Source organism: Actinomadura miaoliensis (assembly GCF_039536785.1).
Lineage (GTDB): Bacteria > Actinomycetota > Actinomycetes > Streptosporangiales > Streptosporangiaceae > Spirillospora > Spirillospora miaoliensis.
Window position 1 is genome coordinate 84,089 of the sequence record NZ_BAAAZG010000057.1, and the last position, 18,347, is coordinate 102,435.

General features: G+C 74.3%; 17 protein-coding genes. 6 read left to right on the forward strand and 11 right to left on the reverse strand.

What is annotated here, in order from left to right; translation table 11 throughout:
- The first annotated feature begins 55 nt into the window (after window positions 1-55).
- The 4 genes from ABD811_RS35995 to ABD811_RS36010 all read left to right on the forward strand — a co-directional run bounded on the left by ABD811_RS35995 (window position 56) and on the right by ABD811_RS36010 (window position 5,722).
- Window positions 56-1,408, forward strand: coding sequence for a M20/M25/M40 family metallo-hydrolase (locus tag ABD811_RS35995; protein WP_344956719.1), 1,353 nt, complete (start codon window positions 56-58; stop codon window positions 1,406-1,408).
- Between the two features lie 114 nt (window positions 1,409-1,522).
- Window positions 1,523-2,551 (forward strand): LCP family protein, encoded by a 1,029-nt coding sequence (locus tag ABD811_RS36000; RefSeq protein WP_344956721.1) that lies wholly within the window; start codon window positions 1,523-1,525, stop codon window positions 2,549-2,551.
- Between the two features lie 104 nt (window positions 2,552-2,655).
- A complete protein-coding gene (locus tag ABD811_RS36005) occupies window positions 2,656-3,315 on the forward strand; it encodes a QsdR family transcriptional regulator (protein WP_344956723.1) in 660 nt (219 codons plus the stop codon).
- Between the two features lie 1,033 nt (window positions 3,316-4,348).
- On the forward strand, window positions 4,349-5,722 hold the full coding sequence (locus ABD811_RS36010; protein ID WP_344956725.1) for an ABC1 kinase family protein: 1,374 nt from the start codon (window positions 4,349-4,351) through the stop codon (window positions 5,720-5,722).
- A 21-nt stretch (window positions 5,723-5,743) separates the two neighbouring features.
- On the opposite strand, the gene ABD811_RS36015 is transcribed toward ABD811_RS36010, so the two are convergent.
- The 6 genes from ABD811_RS36015 to ABD811_RS36040 form a co-directional block, all read right to left on the reverse strand.
- Window positions 5,744-6,607 (reverse strand): siderophore-interacting protein, encoded by an 864-nt coding sequence (locus ABD811_RS36015; RefSeq protein WP_344956727.1) that lies wholly within the window; start codon window positions 6,605-6,607, stop codon window positions 5,744-5,746.
- A gap of 67 nt (window positions 6,608-6,674) precedes the next feature.
- Window positions 6,675-7,802: a 5-methyltetrahydropteroyltriglutamate--homocysteine S-methyltransferase gene (locus tag ABD811_RS36020; RefSeq protein WP_344956729.1), complete on the reverse strand. Its 1,128-nt coding sequence runs from the start codon at window positions 7,800-7,802 to the stop codon at window positions 6,675-6,677.
- Window positions 7,803-7,818: 16 nt separating this feature from the next.
- Complete coding sequence (locus tag ABD811_RS36025) at window positions 7,819-7,989, reverse strand: hypothetical protein (protein WP_344956731.1); 171 nt, start codon at window positions 7,987-7,989, stop codon at window positions 7,819-7,821.
- Window positions 7,986-9,008 carry an aromatic ring-hydroxylating oxygenase subunit alpha gene (locus ABD811_RS36030; RefSeq protein ID WP_344956732.1) on the reverse strand — a complete coding sequence of 341 codons (1,023 nt, stop codon included), beginning with the start codon at window positions 9,006-9,008 and terminating at the stop codon, window positions 7,986-7,988. Before ABD811_RS36030 ends, ABD811_RS36025 begins: the two co-directional genes overlap by 4 nt.
- 110 nt (window positions 9,009-9,118) lie before the next feature.
- Window positions 9,119-9,973, reverse strand: a complete 855-nt coding sequence (locus ABD811_RS36035) for an IclR family transcriptional regulator (RefSeq protein WP_344956734.1) — start codon at window positions 9,971-9,973, stop codon at window positions 9,119-9,121.
- A 21-nt stretch (window positions 9,974-9,994) separates the two neighbouring features.
- Entirely contained in the window at window positions 9,995-11,566 is a 1,572-nt protein-coding gene (locus ABD811_RS36040) for an acyl-CoA synthetase (RefSeq protein WP_344956735.1), read from the reverse strand.
- Window positions 11,567-11,679: 113 nt separating this feature from the next.
- Here ABD811_RS36040 and ABD811_RS36045 point away from each other — a divergent pair, with 113 nt between their 5' ends.
- Window positions 11,680-12,609 (forward strand): PaaX family transcriptional regulator, encoded by a 930-nt coding sequence (locus ABD811_RS36045; RefSeq protein WP_344956737.1) that lies wholly within the window; start codon window positions 11,680-11,682, stop codon window positions 12,607-12,609.
- On the opposite strand, the gene ABD811_RS36050 is transcribed toward ABD811_RS36045, so the two are convergent.
- Genes ABD811_RS36050 through ABD811_RS36070 form a run of 5 tightly spaced genes read right to left on the reverse strand, consistent with a single transcriptional unit; the run spans window position 12,557 to window position 17,224 of the window.
- Window positions 12,557-13,681 (reverse strand): branched-chain amino acid ABC transporter permease, encoded by a 1,125-nt coding sequence (locus tag ABD811_RS36050; RefSeq protein ID WP_344956738.1) that lies wholly within the window; start codon window positions 13,679-13,681, stop codon window positions 12,557-12,559. The two genes, ABD811_RS36045 and ABD811_RS36050, sit on opposite strands and share 53 nt — an antisense overlap.
- A complete protein-coding gene (locus ABD811_RS36055) occupies window positions 13,678-14,538 on the reverse strand; it encodes a branched-chain amino acid ABC transporter permease (protein WP_344956739.1) in 861 nt (286 codons plus the stop codon). Before ABD811_RS36055 ends, ABD811_RS36050 begins: the two co-directional genes overlap by 4 nt.
- Window positions 14,535-15,209 carry an ABC transporter ATP-binding protein gene (locus ABD811_RS36060; RefSeq protein WP_344956741.1) on the reverse strand — a complete coding sequence of 225 codons (675 nt, stop codon included), beginning with the start codon at window positions 15,207-15,209 and terminating at the stop codon, window positions 14,535-14,537. Before ABD811_RS36060 ends, ABD811_RS36055 begins: the two co-directional genes overlap by 4 nt.
- On the reverse strand, window positions 15,206-15,967 hold the full coding sequence (locus ABD811_RS36065) for an ABC transporter ATP-binding protein (RefSeq protein ID WP_344956742.1): 762 nt from the start codon (window positions 15,965-15,967) through the stop codon (window positions 15,206-15,208). Before ABD811_RS36065 ends, ABD811_RS36060 begins: the two co-directional genes overlap by 4 nt.
- Window positions 15,968-15,970: 3 nt before the next feature.
- On the reverse strand, window positions 15,971-17,224 hold the full coding sequence (locus ABD811_RS36070) for an ABC transporter substrate-binding protein (protein WP_344956744.1): 1,254 nt from the start codon (window positions 17,222-17,224) through the stop codon (window positions 15,971-15,973).
- A 213-nt stretch (window positions 17,225-17,437) separates the two neighbouring features.
- Here ABD811_RS36070 and ABD811_RS36075 point away from each other — a divergent pair, with 213 nt between their 5' ends.
- Entirely contained in the window at window positions 17,438-18,283 is an 846-nt protein-coding gene (locus ABD811_RS36075; protein WP_344956745.1) for an MIP/aquaporin family protein, read from the forward strand.
- Window positions 18,284-18,347: the final 64 nt, after the last annotated feature.

Consider the following 18,347-nt stretch of genomic DNA (forward strand, 5'->3'; position numbering starts at 1 on the left):
TAGTTACCCTCGATCACAACAGGTAGTCATATGAGTGCGGATGGTGAGCACAGGGATGAGCGTACGAACTCCGGCCGCGTTGGCATCGACCGGGACATCATCGACCCGGGCGGCGACGACAGAGGCGGCGACGACAGGCACGGCAACGACAGGCACGGCGAGGACAGGCACGGCGACGACGGGGACGGCGCGGCCGCGTGCCGGCGCGTCCGGCCCGGAGGCGGCGGCGCTCACGGCTGCCGCCGCGCACGGCCTCGAACGCTATGCCGCCAGGCTGGCCGAGCTGGTCGCGGTCGACAGCGGCAGCGCCGACGTGGCGGGCGTGAACCGGGTGGCCGGGCTGGTCGCCGGGTACGCCCGCGACGCGGGGATGCGGCTGGAACCGGTCCGGCTGGGCGACGGGCGGGCGGCCCTGGTCGCCCGCCGCGGCGGCGCCGGCCGCCGCAAGATCCTGCTGACCGGCCACATGGACACCGTCTTCCCCGCCGGAACGGCGGCCGAGCGGCCGTTGCGGGTCGACGGCGACCGCGCGTACGGCCCCGGCGTCTGCGCCGGCAAGGGCGGCCTGCTGGTGGGCCTGGCCGCCGTCGAGGCGCTGATCCTGCTCGGCGCCGAACGCTACGGCGAGGTGACGCTGGTGTGTTCGCCGGACGAGGAGACCGGCTCCCCGCTGGGCCGGGCGGTGCTGCGGCGCGAGGCCCATGGCGCGGCGGCGGCGCTGTGCCTGCGGTGCGCCCGCCCGGACGGCGCCGTGGTCGCCGCCCGGAAGGGCGGTGCGGACGTGGAGATCGTCCTGCGCGGGCGGGCGGCGCACGCGGGCGCCGACGCCGAGCGGGGCGCCGACGCCGCCCTGGCCGCGGCCCGGCTGACCGTCGCCCTCCAGGAGCTGGACCGCGGCCGTCCGGGGGTGCGCGTCCACGTCGGGGTGCTGCGGGCGGGCACGGCGCCCGGCGTGGTCGCCGAGTCGGCCCGCCTCGTCGTCGACGTGCGCGCCGACCGCGTGGCCGACTTCGACGCCGTCCTGGGCGACATCCGCCGCCTGGCCCGCGGTCACGGGGTCGCCGGGGTGACGGCCGAGGTGATCCAGCACGCCCCAGTGCCCCCGTGGGAGGGCGGCCCGCGTACCGCCGCGTTGGTCGAGACCGCCCGCCGCGTGGGCCTCGAGCTGGGCCTGCACGTGCGGGCGGGCGTCGCCGCCGGCGGCTCCGGCGCCAACATCGTCGCGGCGTCCGGCGCGGCCGTCCTGGACGGCCTGGGGCCGGTCGGCGGCGCCCACCACTCGCCCGGCGAATGGCTCGACCTCGCCTCCGTCGTGCCGCGCACCGCGCTCCTGGCCGGACTGATCGACCGGATCGCCGAAAACGGCTGTACCGGTTTGGGGGGTGTCGGGGGTGGACGCGCGATATGACGGGCGTTATAGCGGGCCGTGGCGGGGAACCGGGGTGGGTGATCATGCGTTGGACCGGGTGGAGACACCCCGGCGTCGCGGACGGGACGGGCCGCTGCGGAGGTGACCCCTGCCATGAAGTCATGGAGCCGGCGTGCGGGCGGCGGGCGCCTCCGGCGTGTGCTGGTGCGCCTGGGCGTGGCGGCGACGGTGCTGGCCGTGGTGGCCTTCGGGGTGGCGGTGTGGCGCGCCGACAGCTACGACCGGCGCATCCAGCGGCTGCCCGAGGCGCTGCCGAGCCACGCGGCGCGGCCGGCCGCCGCCGACGAACCCGGGCAGAACTGGCTGCTGCTCGGTTCGGACCTGCGCGGCGTCCCCGCGCGGGACAAGTGGCGGCCCGGGGGACGGGCGCGCGCCGACACGATCATGCTGCTGCATCTGCCGCCGGACGGGCGGCACGCCTACGTCATCTCGATCCCGCGGGACCTGTGGACCGACATCCCCGGGTATCCGCGAGCCAAGATCAACGCGGCGTTCGCACACGGCGGGCCGCCGCTGCTGGCGCAGACCGTGCAGCGCATGGCGGGGATCCGCCTCGACCACGTGGTCGCCGTCGACTTCGCCGGGTTCGCGCGGATGACCGACGCGCTCGGCGGCGTGGACGTCTACCTGGACGCGCCGATCCACGACCCGAGCAACGGCTGGTCCTGGCCCGCGGGCCGCAACCACCTCGACGGCGCGAAGGCGCTGCGGTTCGTCCGCGAGCGCAAGGGCCTGTCCGGCAGCGACCTCGACCGGGTCAAGCGGCAGCACGCCTTCCTCCGGGCCATGGCCGACAAGGCGATCGACGGCGGCACGCTGAGCAACCCGGTCAAGCTCGACGCGTTCCTGCGCGCGGCCAGCGAGTCGGTCGCGGTCGACGCCCGGACCGATTTCGGCACGCTGCGCTCCCTGGCGATGCGGCTGGCGCGGATCGGTCCCGACCGGGTCACCTTCGTGACGCTGCCGACCGGGCCGTCGGCGTGGATCGGCGGGCAGAACGTCCTGCTGCCCGACCGGCAGCGCGGCAAGGAGTTGTTCGACGCGCTGGCCGGGGGCCGGCTGCGCGAGCACGTCCGGCGGCACGGCCTGGAGACCGACGTCGACCTCTCCCGGCCGTCCTGACGCCCCACGCCACCCGCGCCGCGATCTCCCGGCGTCCTGACCAGGCCGGTCGGGGGATGTGCGGACGCGGTGAAGGCCGCGGGCGAGTGTGCGATTCTGAACGGATGCACGGGGTGCGGCGGGACCGCGACGACCCGGGCCGCAGGGCGACCGGCCCGGCGGACGCGGTCGCCGCGGCGACCGCGCGCTACCTCGCCGGCGCCCCGATCGACATGTCGGCCCTGGCCGCCGAGCTCGGCGTCGGCCGCGCCACGCTCTACCGGTGGGTGGGCAGCCGGGAGCGGCTGCTGGCCACGGTGCTGGCGGACATGACCGAACGCACCTACCACGCGGCCGCGCGCGGCGTCGCGGGGTCCGGACCCGACCGGGTGCTGGCCGTGGCCGAGAGGTTCATGCGCGCGGTGGTGGACGCCGCGCCGCTCAAGGCGTTCACCGAGCGCGAGCCGCGCCTGTTCGTGCGGCTGGCCACCATGCCCGGCGCCATCGAGGACCGGGCGACCGCGCTGCTGGCGGCCGAGCTGCAGCGGCAGATCGACCTGGGCGAGCTGCGCGTCGAGCTGCCCACGCGCACCCTGGCGCAGGCGATCGTGCGGGTGGCGGACGCGTTCATGTACGCGCACTACCTGGGCGGCACCCGTCCCGAGATCGACACCGCGTTGGAGGTCATCGAGCTGCTGCTGCGCCCGTCCGGCCCGGCCGGCGGAGGCCCCGAAGCCGGCGGCCGCGGCGACGGGCGGCCGGGGCGCGGCGCGGCCGGCTCGTAACGCGGGAACGCCAGCAGCGCCGAGGCGGCCAGGCCGATGCCCAGGATGCGCGGCACCCCGAACAGGGGGTCGGCGGGCCAGTCGCCTCCGTACAGCAGGCTGCCGACGACGATCAGGTACGTCTTGGCGACGATCGTGCAGACCGACACGCACACCGCCAGGCGGCAGCGCTGCAGCGCGATGGTGCCCTGCGCCATGGCCAGGATCACGGCCACGCCGATCAGGTAGGGGTACGGCGTGGTCAGCAGCACCTGCGGCCCCGGCTGGATGCTCACCAGGGTCAGTCCCTTGACCGTGACCTCCACCGCGCCGACGAGGATGCCGCAGCTGACGCCGTACTCCACGCCCGCCAGGGGACGGGCGTGCCGGGGCGGGCGGCGCCGGTCGCCCCACGAGAACAGCGCGATCGGCAGCACCAGGGACGGCACCGTCACCGCGCACAGCAGCACGCCGGACGGTGCCGTGCCGATGTCGCCCCCGTCCAGGCGCATGGACACGGCGATCAGCAGCGTCCCGGCCGCGAACACCGCCAGGCCCAGCCATTCGCGCGGTGTGGGCCGCTCGCCGAAGCAGCACACCGCGATGCCCAGCAGGACCACCAGCGACGCCGAGAACAGCGGCTGCGCCAGCCCGAGCGGCAGCTCGGCGAACGCGATCAGCTGCAGCTCCACGCCGACCGCGAACACCACCACGCCGGTCAGCCACCGGCCTGAGCGGGTCACCTGGACCAGCAGGTGCCCGGGACGGTCGCCGCGCAGCGGTTCCATCCGCGCCCCGGCGGACTTCAGCAGGCCCGCGCCCACGTAGTAGAGGCAGACCGCCAGCAACGCCGCCGTGGTGCCGTTCATCGCCGCGCCGGACGCCCCCTCCGCCACTGAACGAGACACAACGGTGATGTGTCTCACATCCATGCGCCATGGTGGTCCGGCCGGGGGCGGCCGTCAAGCGATGGGCGGAACAGGCATGGCGGGAGATACCGTTTATACCGTTCAAGCCGGAAAAACCGGTGTCGACAGGCAGGACGGTCCCCACAGTGAGCGACATCCCCCGTCGGGCGGTGAGCCGGACCGCCAAGCTGGCCACCCTCCCCCTCGGTTTCGCCGGCCGCACCGCCCTCGGCCTGGGCAAGCGGACGATCGGCCGCCCCGCCGAGGCGGTCGCCCTGGAGGTGCAGCGGCGCACCGCCGAGCAGCTGTTCAGCGTGCTCGGCGAGCTCAAGGGCGGCGCCATGAAGGTCGGCCAGCTGCTGTCGATCTTCGAGGCGGGACTGCCGGAGGAGGTGGCCGGGCCGTTCCGCGCCAGCCTGACCCGGCTGCAGGAGGCCGCTCCGCCGATGCCCGCCGCGACCGCGCACCGCGTCATGGCCGACGGCCTGGGCGAGGACTGGCGGGAGCTGTTCGCCGAGTTCGACGACCGTCCCGCGGCGGCCGCCTCCATCGGCCAGGTGCACCGGGCCGTGTGGCACGACGGGCGCGCCGTGGCCGTGAAGGTGCAGTACCCGGGCGCCGGGCAGGCGCTGATGAGCGACTTCAACCAGATCGCCCGGCTGAGCCGGCTGATCACGCCGCTGTTCCCCGGCGTGGAGGTCAAGCCGCTGGTCGCCGACCTGAAGCGGCGGCTGGAGAAGGAGCTGGACTACCGCGACGAGGCCCGCGCCCAGACCGCCTTCCACCGCGCCTACGCGGGCGATCCCGACTTCGTGGTGCCCGCCGTCGTGGCGCAGTCCGGAAACGTGCTGGTGACCGAGTGGGTGGAGGGCACGCCGCTGGCACGGGTCATCGCGGACGGCACCCAGGAGGAGCGCGACCGCGCCGGGCTGCTGCTGTTCCGGTTCATCCTGTCCGGCCCCGCCCGCTGCGAGATGATCCACATCGATCCGCACCCGGGCAACTTCCGGCTGCTGGACGACGGCAGGCTCGGCGTGCTGGACTTCGGCGGCGCCGCCCGCGTGCCCGCCGAGCTGCAGTGGTCGCTCGGGCGGATGCTGCGCATCGGCACCCTCGGCGACGCCGAGGAGATGGTCGCCAACGCCCGCGCCGAGGGCTTCCTGGACCCGGACGCCGAGGTGGACCCCGAACAGCTCCGTGCCCTGATCGCCCCGCACGCGGCGCCGTTCACCGTCGAGCGGTTCCGCTACAGCCGCGAATGGCTGCGCCGGGAGACCGCGCGGGGCATGGGCCTGGCCACCGACCTGCGGCCGGGCGGCCTGGCCCGGCACCTGCGGCTGCCCCCGCAGTACCTGGCCGTCAGCCGCGCCCTGGGCGGGTGCGGCGGCGTGCTGTGCCAGCTGGAGGCCGAGGGCGACTTCCGCGCCGAGGCGCTGCGCTGGCTGCCCGGCTTCGCCGACGACCCCGGCCCCGGGGCCGCCGTCGCCGCACCGGAGGAGACCGGCGAGGCTACGGCCTGACCGGTCACCGGGGCGGCGGGCTTACGACGACGCCAGGGCCTCGGCCTCTTCCTCCTCGATCCGGCGGTTCCAGTCGCGCTTGGACGACTGCCAGCCGTCCTCGTCACGGCCGCGCCGCCAGTAGCCGGAGATCGACAGCCGCTCCAGCGGGATGCCGCGCTCGACCCGCAGGTGACGGCGCAGGTCGCGGACGAACTGCGCCTCGCCGTGCACGAACGCGTGGACCTGGTCGCCGGGGAAGTCCAGGGCGCGCACTGCGCGCACCAGCGCCTGCCCGACCTCGCCGCCGCCGCGGTGCAGCCACTCGATCCGCGCGTCGCCGGGGGTGGTCAGCTCCTGCTCCTCGGCGGGCCCGTCCACCTCGATGAACACGCGCGTGGGCGCGCCCCGCGGCACCCGTTCCAGCGAGGCGGCGATCGCGGGCAGCGCGCTCTCGTCGCCCGCCAGCAGGTGCCAGCCCGCCTCGGGGCTCGGCGCGTACGCGCCGCCCGGCCGCGCGTTCGCCGCCCACGGCCCGGCCAGGCCCCGGTCGCCGTGGTGGACGAAGTCGATCGTCAGCTCACGGGCGTCCGGGTCCCAGGCGCGGACGGTGTAGGTGCGGGTGCTCGGCCACTGCTCGCGCGGCAGCCGGGCGCGGATCTCCTCCATGTCGAACGGCTCGGGGTAGACGACGCCGGGCCGGGGGAACAGCAGCTTGACGTAGTGGTCGGTGAACTCGCCCGCCGCGAACCGGGCCAGCCCCTCGCCGCCGAGCACCACGCGGATCATGTGCGGGGTGATCCACTGGGTGCGGACCACCGTGCCGCGGTGCGCGATCCGCCGGCGCCGCCCGTCGCCCTCCCGGGCGGGCCGCCCCTCCGGTTCCCCACGTCGTTCCGTCGCCATCCGCCATACCTCCGAAAGCTCGCTTAGGTAAACCTAACCTAACCGATCTCCGGGGTGTTCCACCGGATCAGCCCCAGACCTCCTCGGCCGTCTCCACGATCAGCCGCAGCTTGGCCATCTGCTCGTCGTGCGTGAGGACGTTGCCCTCGACGGTGGAGGAGAAGCCGCACTGTGGCGACAGGCACAGCTGCTCGACCGGCACGTGGCGGGACGCCTCCTCGATGCGGCGCTTGAGGTCGTCCTTGGACTCCAGCGCCCCCCGCTTGGTGGTGACCAGCCCCAGCACGACCATCTTCCCCTTGGGGACGAACCGCAGCGGCTCGAAGCCGCCCGAGCGGTGGTCGTCGTACTCCAGGAAGAAGCCGTCCACCGCCAGCTCGCCGAACAGCGCCTCGGCCACGAAGTCGTAGCCGCCCTCCGCCGTCCACGAGGAGCGGAAGTTGCCCCGGCACATGTGCGTGGTGACGAACAGCCCCTCCGGCCTGTTCGCCAGCGCCCCGTTGATCTGCTGGATGTAGCGCAGGTGCAGGTGCTCGGCGTCGTCGCCCCGCTCCCGGATCATGCGCCGCTGCTCGGGGTCGTTGAGGTAGGCCAGGCTGGTGTCGTCGAACTGCAGGTACGTGCAGCCCAGCTCGGCGATCCGCCGCACCTGCTCGGCGTAGGCGGCGGCCAGGTCGGACCAGAACTCCTCGACGTCGGGGTAGGCGTCCGGGTCGATCGCGGCGGGGCCGCCCCGGTAGTGGACCATGTTGGGCGACGGGATGGTCAGCTTGGGGGTCAGCCCGGTGCCCTCGGCCGCCTCCTTCAGGAACGCGAAGTCGTCGGCGAAGATCGTCTCCTGCAGGCGCACCCGGTCGTGCACCCGCAGCGCCGCCGTGGAGAACTCGATGTCGCCGGCCTCGTTGCGGAACCGCACGTTGATCTTCTCGTCGGCCGGGGCGACGCCGCCGAGCCGGTAGATGAAGTCCATGTGCCAGGCGGCCCGGCGGAACTCGCCGTCGGTGACGGTGCGCAGCCCGGCCGCCCGCTGGGCCTCGACCACCGACCGGATCGCCTCGTCCTCGGCCCGCCGCAGGTCCTCGGCCTTGATCCGGCCGGCGGCGAAGTCCGCGCGGGCCTTCAGCAGCGGTTCGGGGCGCAGCAGGCTGCCGACGTGGTCGGCGCGGAACGGCGGGGTGTCGCGGAGAAGGCTCATGGGGGTCTCCTTTCCGTTACGCGGCCTGTGGGTCCTGACGGTAGTGGTCCGGGTGCGCCAGCAGCCAGCGCCAGATCTCCACCGGATCGTCGGCCTGCCGTTGCGCGCCGCAGAAGCAGACGCCGGTCAGCCGGTCGGAGCCGGGCGTCCACTCCACGCGCAGCCTGCCGCTGTTCCCGCCGCTCACTGGGCCGTCATCCGCTGCAGCATCCGGCGCGCGGCCAGCCCGCCGGTGTCGATGTTGATGCTCAGCTCCTGGTAGCCCTCGGGCTCGGCGGCGATGACCTTCTCCAGCAGGTTGAGCGCCTCGACGTCCTGGAGCACGACGGTGCGGTTGCTGTCGGCCAGGAACCGCGACACCTCCTCGTCGTCGAGCGCGAAGTCACGGGCGACCATCCAGAAGTCGTGCGTGCTGGTCTCGGTCTCCGGGGTGATCGCGTACACGATCTCGGCGTGGCAGGCCCTGGGGTCGTCGCCGTCCGGGCCCGGCTCCACGCCGGTCGGCGCGATCCGGCTGTGCAGCAGGTACAGGCACGGCGGGTGGTACTCGATGTCCTGCCAGCGGTCGATGCGGCCGTCGATGCCCGTGGACCTGGCGTAGAACGGCGGGCACTCGGCGTCCTTCATGCGGCGGCTGACGTAGACGACGCCCGCCTCCTCGTCCACCTCCGTGGTGATCGGCGTCTCGGCCACCTCGGGGGTTCCGATGTAGCCGCCGTGCAGGTACGTCTCGTGCGACAGGTCCAGCAGGTTGTCGACCAGCAGCTCGTAGCGCGCGGCCAGCGGCTCCATGCCCCGCACGGTCACGTAGTCGGGGGAGTCGAGCCAGGGGGCGCGCGGGATCGCCGTCGGGTCGGCCTTGTCGTCCTCGCCGATCCACACCCAGATCAGCGAGTCCTGCTCGACGATGTTGTACCGGGGGACGCGGGCGGTGCGGGGCACGCGGCGCTGCCCGGGCACGGCGACGCAGGTGCCGTCGGGGTCGTAGGTGAAGCCGTGGTAGCCGCAGACGATCCGGTCGCCGTCGCGGTTGCTGGCCGACAGCGGGTAGCGCCGGTGCACGCAGCGGTCCGCCAGCCCGACGGGCTTCCCGTCGCGGGTGCGGTAGAAGACGATGGGCTCACCGCAGATGGTGCGGGCCAGCAGGCCGTCGCCGACCTCCGAGCCGTACGCGGCGACGTACCACTGGTTGCGTGGGAAGGCCATGGGTGCTCCTCGACGCGTGACAGGACCGATGACCCGACCTTCCCGAGGCCGCGCACCGGCGGGCCACCGCCATTCCGCCCAACGGAAAATCCCGGGCGGCGCCCCCGGATTCAGGTGCGGGCGGTGGCGCTGGGGGGACGGCGCAGCGCCCGCGGAGCGCCGAGCGCGCGTGAGATGCCGCGTGCGCTGGCGCGCACCGCCGGGATGAGGGCGCGCGCGTCGGACGAGTGGGACGGCACGACGATCGACACGGCCGCGACCACGGTGTCGTCCGGCCCGTAGACCGGCGCGGCCACCGACAGCGCGATCAGCTCCACCTGCCCGTCGCTGATCGCCACGCCGGTGCGGCGGACCTCGGCCAGGACGCGGCGCAGCTCGCCGCCCGAGCCGATGGTCTTGGACGTGAACCGCCGCAGCGGCCCGGCGATCGCCCGTTCCTGCAGCTCGGGGTCGGCGTGCGCGAGCAGCGCCAGGCCCACGCCGGTCGCGTGCGCGGGCCAGCGGCCGCCGACGCGGGTGAACACGTGCACCGCGTTGCGGGCGCGGATGCGCTCGATGTAGACGACCTCCAGCCCGTCCAGCACGGCCAGCTGCACGTTCTCGTGCGTCGCCTCGTACAGGTCCTCCAGGAACGGCATGGCCGCCTCGCGCAGCGCCTGCCCGCGCGGCGCCAGCGCCGCCACCTCCCACAGGCGCAGGCCGATGCGGTACAGGCCGTTCTCGTCGCGTTCCAGGGCGCCCCAGCGGGTCAGCTCGGCGATCAGCCGGTGCGCGGTGGCGGGCGGCAGCCCGGCGCGGCGGCTGATGTCCGACAGCGACAGCACGGGCCGTTCGGGGGAGAAGGCGTCCAGGATGCCGAGCACCCGGCGGGTGACCGACGGGCGCCCGGAGTCGGCGTCGGGGGCGGTGCGCGGCCGGGGCGCGGACGCGGCGGCGAGCGCCGGGGCGGGGCCGGTGGCGTTCATGGGCGGCGGCTCCAGGGGCGGTCACGGCTCCGTCGGGGGAGCCTGCTCGGCGGGACGGGAGGCGGGGGCGGCGGACCCCGGTCCGGCCGCGCCGTGCTCGGCGCGCAGCCGGGCCTTGAGGACCTTGCCCGCGGCGTTGCGCGGGATGGCGTCGGCGAACACCACCGACTTGGGGATCTTGTACTTGGCCAGCCGGTCCGACAGCGGCGCCAGCACCCGCTCGGCGGTCAGCGCGGAGCCGGGACGCGGCACGACGATCGCGCGGCCGACCTCGCCCCACGTGTCGTCGGGCACGCCGATCACCGCGCACTCCAGCACGTCGGGGTCGGCCAGGATGGCGTTCTCGACCTCGGCCGGGTAGATGTTCTCCCCGCCCGAGACGATCATGTCCTTGATCCGGTCGACGATGTAGGCGTAGCCGTCCTCGTCGACGCGGGCGGCGTCGCCGCTGTGGAACCAGCCGTCGGTGAACACGCCGGCGGTCTCCTCCGGCAGGCCCCAGTAGCCGGGCATGACGTGCGGGCCCTTGACGACGACCTCGCCGGTCTCGCCCGGCGGCACCGCCCGCATGTCCGGCCCCACCACCCTGACGTCGCTGAAGAAGTGCGGCACCCCCGCCGACCCGGCCTTGGAGATCGCGTGGGCCGCGTCCAGGAACAGTACCCCGGGCGAGGCCTCGGTCATCCCGTATCCCTGCAGGAAGGTCAGCCCGCGCTCCTGGTAGGCGGCGATCAGCGACGTCGGCACGGGCGCGCCGCCGCAGGTCAGCAGCCGCAGCGACGACAGGTCCGCCGCCGGCCACCGCGGCGACCGGGCGACCTGCTGGAACATCGTGGGCACCCCGAACATGAACGTGACCCGGTGCCGCTCGATCAGGTCGAACACCGCGTCGGGGTCGAACCGCTCGACCAGCACGCAGCAGCCGCCCTTCAGCAGCACCGGCAGGGTGAGCATGTTCAGCCCGGCGGTGTGGAACAGCGGCGCCGACACCAGCGCGACCTCGCCGGCGACCAGGTCGTGGTCGATCAGGACGTTGACGGTGTTCCAGGTGATGTTGCCGTGGGTGAGCGTGGCGCCCTTGGGCCGTCCGGTGGTGCCGGACGTGTACATGATCATGCACGGGTCGTCCAGGCCGACGGGCTCGTCGACCGGGTCGGTGGCCGCGGCGGCCAGCAGCTCCTCGTACCCGCCGTCGGCCGCCTCCAGCGGGATGTGCGCCCGCACGCCGGTGGTGCCGCGGATGCCGTCCACCAGCGCGGCGTGGCCGGGCGCGTACACCAGCACGCTCGCGCCCGAGTCGGCCAGCTGGTAGGCGATCTCCGGTCCGGCCAGGCGGGTGTTGAGGGGGACGAAGACGCCGCCGAGCGCGCCGGTGGCGAACAGCGTCTCCAGGAAGGCCGGGTGGTTGGGACCGAGGTAGGCGACGCGGTCGCCGCGCCGGACGCCCAGGGCGCGCAGGACGTGCGCGAGCCGGGTGACCCTTTCGTGCGTCTCGGCGTACGTGCGGCTCTGGTCCTGGTAGACCAGGGCGGGGCGATTCGGGGTCTTGCGGGCACGGCGGGCCGGCCACGACCCGAGTCCTTCGTTGCGCATGATCGTCCCCCCAGGGGCGGAGCGAAGCCGGTGGCGACAGCCCGAACATAGGCGTAGCATTGACGACCGTCAATAATGTGCCCAACTTCAGATCGCGACAGGGGGCCGGGCCGGTGCGCGAGCGAGCGTCCACGCAGAACCTGGAATCCACCGACGGCACCGGGACCGGCACCGGGTTCGATACGGACCCCGGGCTCGCCCCGCCGCGGCTGCGGCCGCAGGCGCTCATGCTGACGTTCCTGGGCAACTACGTGCTGCGGCGCGACATCGCGGTGTTCTCCGGCAGCTTCATCGAGGTGTTCGACCGGCTGGGCGTGGGCGAGCAGGCCATCCGCTCCACGCTCACCCGCATGGTCGGGCGGGACCTGCTGGCCCGTCACCGGCGCGGCCGCCGCATGCACTTCGGCCTGACCGAGCGTTCGGCGCGCATCCTGGTCGACGGCGAACGCCGCGTCTGGCAGCGCGGCGCGGTCAACACCGCCTGGGACGGGCAGTGGACGGTGCTGGCCTTCTCCATGCCCGAGTCGTGGCAGCGGCAGCGGCACGACCTGCGCTCCCGGCTGATCTGGGCCGGGTTCGGGCCACTCGGCAACGGCATGTGGGTGACGCCGTCGCGGGTGGACGTCGTCCCGGTCATCGAGGGCCTCGGGCTCAACGGGCGGGTCAAGGTGTTCGGCGGCCCGGCCGAGGCGCCCACCGACGTGCCGGGGATGATCCGCGACGCGTTCGACCTGGACGGGCTGGCCGCCGGATACCGCGCCTTCCTGCACCGCTGGGACCGCGCCGACCCGATGCCGCAGGCGCCCGACGACCTGGCCCGCTACCTGTGGATGCTCACCGAGTGGCTGCAGCTGGTGCGGGTCGACCCCTGGCTGCCGGTGGAGCACCTGCCGGCCGACTGGCCGGCGGTGCGCGCCCAGGAGGTGCTGCACGACCTGCGGTCCCGCTACCAGACGGCGGCGCGCCGCATCGCCGACGGGACGATCGAGTTCATCGAGGCGCCTCATGTCGCGACTCCGGAGCCCGGCCCGCGGGACCCGTGACGTCCCCGGCGGGCGCCGCGGCCGGCCGCGCCGCGGGCGGGCGGCGCAGGCGGTCGCGCACCGCGGGCACCAGCCCGCCGGGCAGGAACAGCACCACCGCGATCAGCAGCACCGAGTACACCGCGTACGACAGCACGCTCGGCGCGTAGTCCGGCATGCCCTCCATCGTTCCCACGTTGTTGAGCACCTGCACCAGCAGCGTGACCGCCGTCGCGCCGGCCAGCGGGCCCCACAGCGTGCCGAGACCGCCCACGACCGCCATCACCACGTACTCGATCGACAGCAGGACCGGGAACGACCCGGGCGCCACGTACCCGACGTAGAACGCGTAGACGCCGCCCGCCAGCCCGGCGAACGCCGCCGACAGCGTGAACACCGCCAGCTTGTAGCGCCCCACCGGCACCCCCGCCGACTCGGCCGCGACCTCGCTGGTGGCCAGCGCGCGCAGGCCGCGTCCCGCCCGCGACTCGATGACGTTGCGCGTCACCAGCAGCACGACGATCAGCGCCGCCCAGGTGAGGAACGCGTACCCCCGGTCGCCGGCGAGCTCCACCGGCCCGGCCGACAGGCGCGGGACGCCCTGCAGGCCGATGCTGCCGCCCAGCGCGTCGATCTCCCCGGCCAGCGACAGCAGGATCAGCTGCGTGGCGAGCGTGGCGAACGCCAGGTGGTGGCCGCGCAGCCGCAGCAGCGGGACGCCGATCACCACCGCGAACGCGGCGGCGGCCAGCGGCGCCGCGACCAGCCCGAGCAGCGGCGGCCGCCCGTGCACGCCCAGCAGCGCGGCCGTGTAGCCGCCGACGGCGTAGAACGCGGCCTGCCCGAGCGACACCTGCCCGGCGTACCCCATGAGCAGGGACACCCCGACCGTGACGATCGCCGCCAGGCCGAGCAGGATGAACACCGACAGCTGCCCCTCGCCCAGCAGCGCCGCCAGCGCCATGGCGACCGCCCCCAGCGCCGCCACCTGCCACAGCCCCGCGCTCCCCGCCCGCCTCCCCGGCTCGTGCCCGGCGCCGCCTTTCGCGCGCCGGCCGGTCCGGGCACCGCCGTGCCGCTCCGGCTCGCTCACATGGCCTCCTCGCGCAGCGCCGGGGTCCGCGTCGCCTGCCAGATCATGATCGCCAGCATCAGCCCGAGCGCGACCTCGATCTGGTACGACGCCTTGAGGTAGCCGGCGACCATGGCCTCGGCCACGCCCAGCAGCAGCCCGCCCGCCAGCGTGGCCACCGGCCGCGACAGCCCGCCGAAGACCGCCGCCGCGAACCCGTTGACGATCAGCGTCACGTCCGAGTCGAACGAGATCGGCTGCAGCGGCGTGACGAGCACGCCCGCGACGCCGCCGAGCAGGCCGCCCAGCGCGAACGCCACCAGCCCCATGCGCCGCACGTCGATGCCGATCAGCCGCGCCGCGTACGGGTCGGACGCGCACGCGGTCAGGCCCTTGCCCGGGTAGGTGCGGGCGAAGAACAGCCACAGCGCCGCGAACGTCACCGCCGTGACCGCGATGACCAGCAGGTACTGCCACTGCACGGTGGCGCCCGCGACGGTGACCGATCCGGGCGCCCCGGCGAACGAGCGCGGCTGGTCGCCCCAGACGACGATCTCGACGGCGTAGGCGAGCACGCCCAGCCCGAGCGTGACGATCAGCGAGGCCAGCGGGTCGGTGCCGCGCCGGCCGATCGCCACGATCCCGGTCAGCAGCCCGGCGCCCGCCGCCACGCCCACCGCCACGACCTCCGCCGCGCCGTGCGGCAGCCCCAGCTCCAGGAACGAGGCGGCGCTCAGCCCGGCGACCACCGCGAACGTGCCCTGCGCGAAGTTGACCACCCGCGTCACCCGGTGGATCGCCACCAGCCCGCTGCCGACGAGCGCGAACCCGCAGCCCACCGCCAGCCCGTTGACCAGGTAGCTGAGGAACGCGCTCACGGCGCCTCCCGCACGGGTCCGCCGAGGTAGGCGTCGGCGACGCGCGGGCTGCGCGCCAGCTCGGCGCACGGCCCCTCGGCGACGACGCGCCCGGCCTCCAGCACGTACGCGCGCGAGCACAGCCGGAACGCCAGCCGCGCGTTCTGCTCGATCAGCAGCACCGCCGTGCCGCGCCCGGCGTTCAGCGCGGCCAGGTGCCGGGCCAGGCCGGCGACCACCATCGGCGCCAGGCCGAGCGACAGCTCGTCCACCGCGATCACCTCGGGCCGCGCCATCAGCGCCCGCCCGACCGCGACCATCTGCTGCTCGCCGCCCGACAGGCTCCCGGCGCGCCGCGACCGCAGCCGCACCAGGGCCGGCAGCAGCTCGTACACCTCCGCCGGGTCGCGCGACCGCGACCGCCAGCCGCCCAGCCGCAGGTTGTCCTCGACCGTCAGGTCCGGGAACAGCCGGCGCCCCTCCGGGACGTGCGCGAGCCGCCCCGCGACCCGCACCGTCCCCGACGCGGGACGCACCACGCCCGACAGGGCGTTCACCAGGGTCGACTTGCCGGCGCCGTTCGGCCCGACGAGCGCCACCATCTCACCGCTGCCGACCGTCAGCGACACCCCGTCCAGCGCGGTCGCCGACCCGTACCGCACCACCAGGTCGCGGACCCGGACCATGCTCATGACCCGGCCTCCTCGCCGAGGTAGGCGGCGACCACCCGGGGGTCGCCGCGAACCTGCTCGGGGGTGCCCTCGGCGATGACCCGGCCCAGGTCCAGCACGGTGATCCGGTCGGCCAGCCGGGTCACCAGGCCCACGTCGTGCTCCACCAGCATGATCGTCAGACCGGTGCGGCGCAGGTCGGCGATCAGCCCCGCGAGCGCCTCGCGCTCGGCGGCGCGCAGCCCGGAGGCGGGCTCGTCGAGCAGCAGCAGCCGCGGCTCGGCGCACAGGGCCCGGGCCAGTTGCAGCGAACGCTGCCGCCCCAGCGGGAGCGTCTCGGCGGGCCGGTCGGCCCAGCCGTCGAGCCCGACGCGCGCCAGCGCCGCGTCCGCCCGGGCACGGATCAGGCGTTCCTCGCGGGCGTGCGCGGGCAGCCGCAGCGCCGCCGTCCAGAACCCGGCGCGGGTGGCGGCGTGCGCGCCGACCATGACGTTCTCGCGCACCGTCATGCCGCGGAACACCCGGGCCTCCTGGAACACGATCGCGATGCCGAGCGCGGCGCGCCGGTGCGCGGGCAGCCGGTCCAGCCGCCGTCCGGCGAACGTGACACCGCCGTGGTCGGCCCGCAGGTGCCCGGCGATCAGGTGGAACAACGTCGACTTGCCCGCGCCGTTGGGACCGATGACGCCGCGCAGCTCACCGCGCGCGACGGCCATGTCCACGTCGCGCAGCGCGTAGACGCCGCCGAAGTGCCGCGACAGGCCCTCGATCGTCAGCACCCGTCACCCCGGCGAGACGGTCTCGGCCAGTTCCGCCCGCGCCCAGTCGGTCGGCACGAACTGCCCGTTCCTGACGGTGTTGACCGAGATGTAGGCGGGGGACAGGCCGGAGTGGTCGGTGGGGGAGTAGCGGAACCGGCCGTTGGGGGTGAGCAGGTCCATCCGCTCCATCGCCTTCTGGATCTTCTCGCCGTCGGTGGAGCCCGCCCTGCGGATCGCCTCGAACACCAGCATGGCGGCGCTGTAGCCGTCCTGGGCGAACTGCGGCGGCGGGTAGCCGTACTTCTGCCGGAACGGCACGGCGAGCCGGTCGATCACCTGCTTCTGCGGCCCGGCGGGCAGGTGGTCGCCGACCACGCCGATGGCGCTCTGCACCGTCAGGCCCTCGGCGGCCCCGCCCACGGGATCGAGCCACAGTTTGCTGGCCTGGCTGCCCGTCAGCATCAGCGGGATCCTCAGCCCGGACGCGGCGTACTGCTTGGTGACGATGACGCCGGGCGCGCCGGTGCCCCAGAACAGCAGCGCCTGGGCGCCCGAACCGCGGATCCGGGTGAACATCGGGCTGAAGTCGGTGGTGGTGGTCTCGTACGGCTCGTCCCTGACGACCCGCACGCCGTACCTGGACGCCAGCCGCAGCGTGGCCTTGTAGCCGGCCACCGCGTAGCCGCTCTTGCTGTCGTGCGCCAGCGCGATGCGGCCGATCCTCTGGCTCTGGAGGTACTGCAGGTAGCGCTCGGCGTACATGGCCGACAGCGCGGGGGTGACGAACACGTACGACTTGATCGGCTCGACCTGCTCGGTGGCCGGGGCGAGCGACTGGTAGGGGATCCTCTCGCGCTGCGCGATCGGCTCGACCGCCAGCGCGGAGTTGGAGAACACCGGTCCGATCACCGCGGCCAGGTCCCGGTTCTTGATCGCGTTGAACGCCAGGACGGCCTGGTCGGGCTGGGTCCGGTCGTCACGGAACACGATCTCGACCGTGCGGCCCAGCAGCCCGCCCGTGGCGTTGACCTGCTCGACGGCCAGGTCGACGGCCTTCTTGTCCTCGCTGCCGAGCGGGGCGTAGTTGCCGGTCAGCGAGACGATCAGGCCGATCCGCACGGGCCCGCCGCCGTCGCCGGACGAGCCGCCGCAGCCGGTCGCGACGGCCGCGAGGACCACGGCGAGCGCGGTGCGGAGCAGGAGCGGGGCCCGGAGGGTGAGCGGCGCGCGGCGGGAGGGCGGGGCGCTGGAGGGGGCGGGAAGCGGAGGGCGCACGGCTGCCTCCTCGAGGGGCGGCGGGTGGGGTCGCCGGGCGTTCCTCGAATGTAAGCAGCATTACAACGGCGGTCAAGAAACTGCGCAGTGTGCTCGCCCTAACGCGGACGGCCATCTCGCTTATCACGCTAGGTTACGGGAATACCCGTTCTTCCTGGAAGGCCGCTCACGCCAGGTGACGGTGACCGCGGCCCGGGGCAGGAGGAGGCGACCATGGCGCGACGTTCCCCGTTCCCGTCGTGGCGGCTTCCGCCGATCGCCGGGGAGATGAGCGCGGAGTTCGCCGGGACGATGATCCTCATCCTCTTCGGGGCGGGGGTGGTCGCCCAGGTCGTCGCGGGCGGACTCGGCGGCCACGACAGCATCGCCTGGGCCTGGGGCATCGGCGTCACACTCGGCGTCTATGTGTCGGCGCGCCTGAGCGGCGGTCACATCAACCCGGCGGTGACCGTCGCGCTCGCGGTCTTCCAGGGGTTCCCCTGGCGGAAGGTCGCCCCCTACATCCTCGCGCAGACCGCCGGCGCCTTCGTGGGCGCGCTGCTCGTCCGGTGGAACTACAGCGAGGTGCTGGCCGGGTTCGACCCCGGCCACACGCTCAAGACCCAGTTCGTGTTCTCCACCCTGCCGGGCAACGGCACCCTGCCGGTGAGCCTGTGGGGCGGCTTCCGCGACCAGATCATCGGCACCGCGATCCTGCTGTTCGTCATCCTGGCCCTGACCGACCTGCGCAACCTGCCGCCGCTGGCCAACCTGACCCCGGTGGTGATCGGCCTGCTGGTGGTCGCGATCGGCATGGCCTGGGGCACGGACGCCGGCTACGCGATCAACCCCGCCCGCGACTTCGGCCCGCGCCTGGCGCAGTACCTCACCGGCTACGGCGGCGCCTGGCGCGACCAGTACGGCGGCCTGTACTTCTGGGTGCCGATCGTGGGCCCGCTGCTGGGCGGGATCATCGGCGCCGCCCTGTACCTCCTGCTCATCGGCCGCCATCTGCCACAGCCCGCCGATCGCGGCGCCGAGGGCACCGACCGCAAGCCCGAATACGATGTCTCGCCCTGATCGTCCGGCTGCGCCTTCGGTGCCCAGTGCCTGCCCGCTCCGTCGCGGGGAATCGAGTGCCGGG

Excerpts from the sequence above, each read along its gene's own strand:
- ABD811_RS35995 (WP_344956719.1), top strand. The coding sequence starts at position 56 with ATGAGCGTACGAACTCCGGCCGCGTTGGCATCGACCGGGACATCATCG.
- ABD811_RS36000 (WP_344956721.1), top strand. The coding sequence starts at position 1,523 with ATGAAGTCATGGAGCCGGCGTGCGGGCGGCGGGCGCCTCCGGCGTGTG.
- ABD811_RS36005 (WP_344956723.1), top strand. The coding sequence starts at position 2,656 with ATGCACGGGGTGCGGCGGGACCGCGACGACCCGGGCCGCAGGGCGACC.
- ABD811_RS36015 (WP_344956727.1), bottom strand. The coding sequence starts at position 6,607 with ATGGCGACGGAACGACGTGGGGAACCGGAGGGGCGGCCCGCCCGGGAG.
- ABD811_RS36020 (WP_344956729.1), bottom strand. The coding sequence starts at position 7,802 with ATGAGCCTTCTCCGCGACACCCCGCCGTTCCGCGCCGACCACGTCGGC.
- ABD811_RS36030 (WP_344956732.1), bottom strand. The coding sequence starts at position 9,008 with ATGGCCTTCCCACGCAACCAGTGGTACGTCGCCGCGTACGGCTCGGAG.
- ABD811_RS36035 (WP_344956734.1), bottom strand. The coding sequence starts at position 9,973 with ATGAACGCCACCGGCCCCGCCCCGGCGCTCGCCGCCGCGTCCGCGCCC.
- ABD811_RS36040 (WP_344956735.1), bottom strand. The coding sequence starts at position 11,566 with ATGCGCAACGAAGGACTCGGGTCGTGGCCGGCCCGCCGTGCCCGCAAG.
- ABD811_RS36060 (WP_344956741.1), bottom strand. The coding sequence starts at position 15,209 with ATGAGCATGGTCCGGGTCCGCGACCTGGTGGTGCGGTACGGGTCGGCG.
- ABD811_RS36075 (WP_344956745.1), top strand. The coding sequence starts at position 17,438 with ATGGCGCGACGTTCCCCGTTCCCGTCGTGGCGGCTTCCGCCGATCGCC.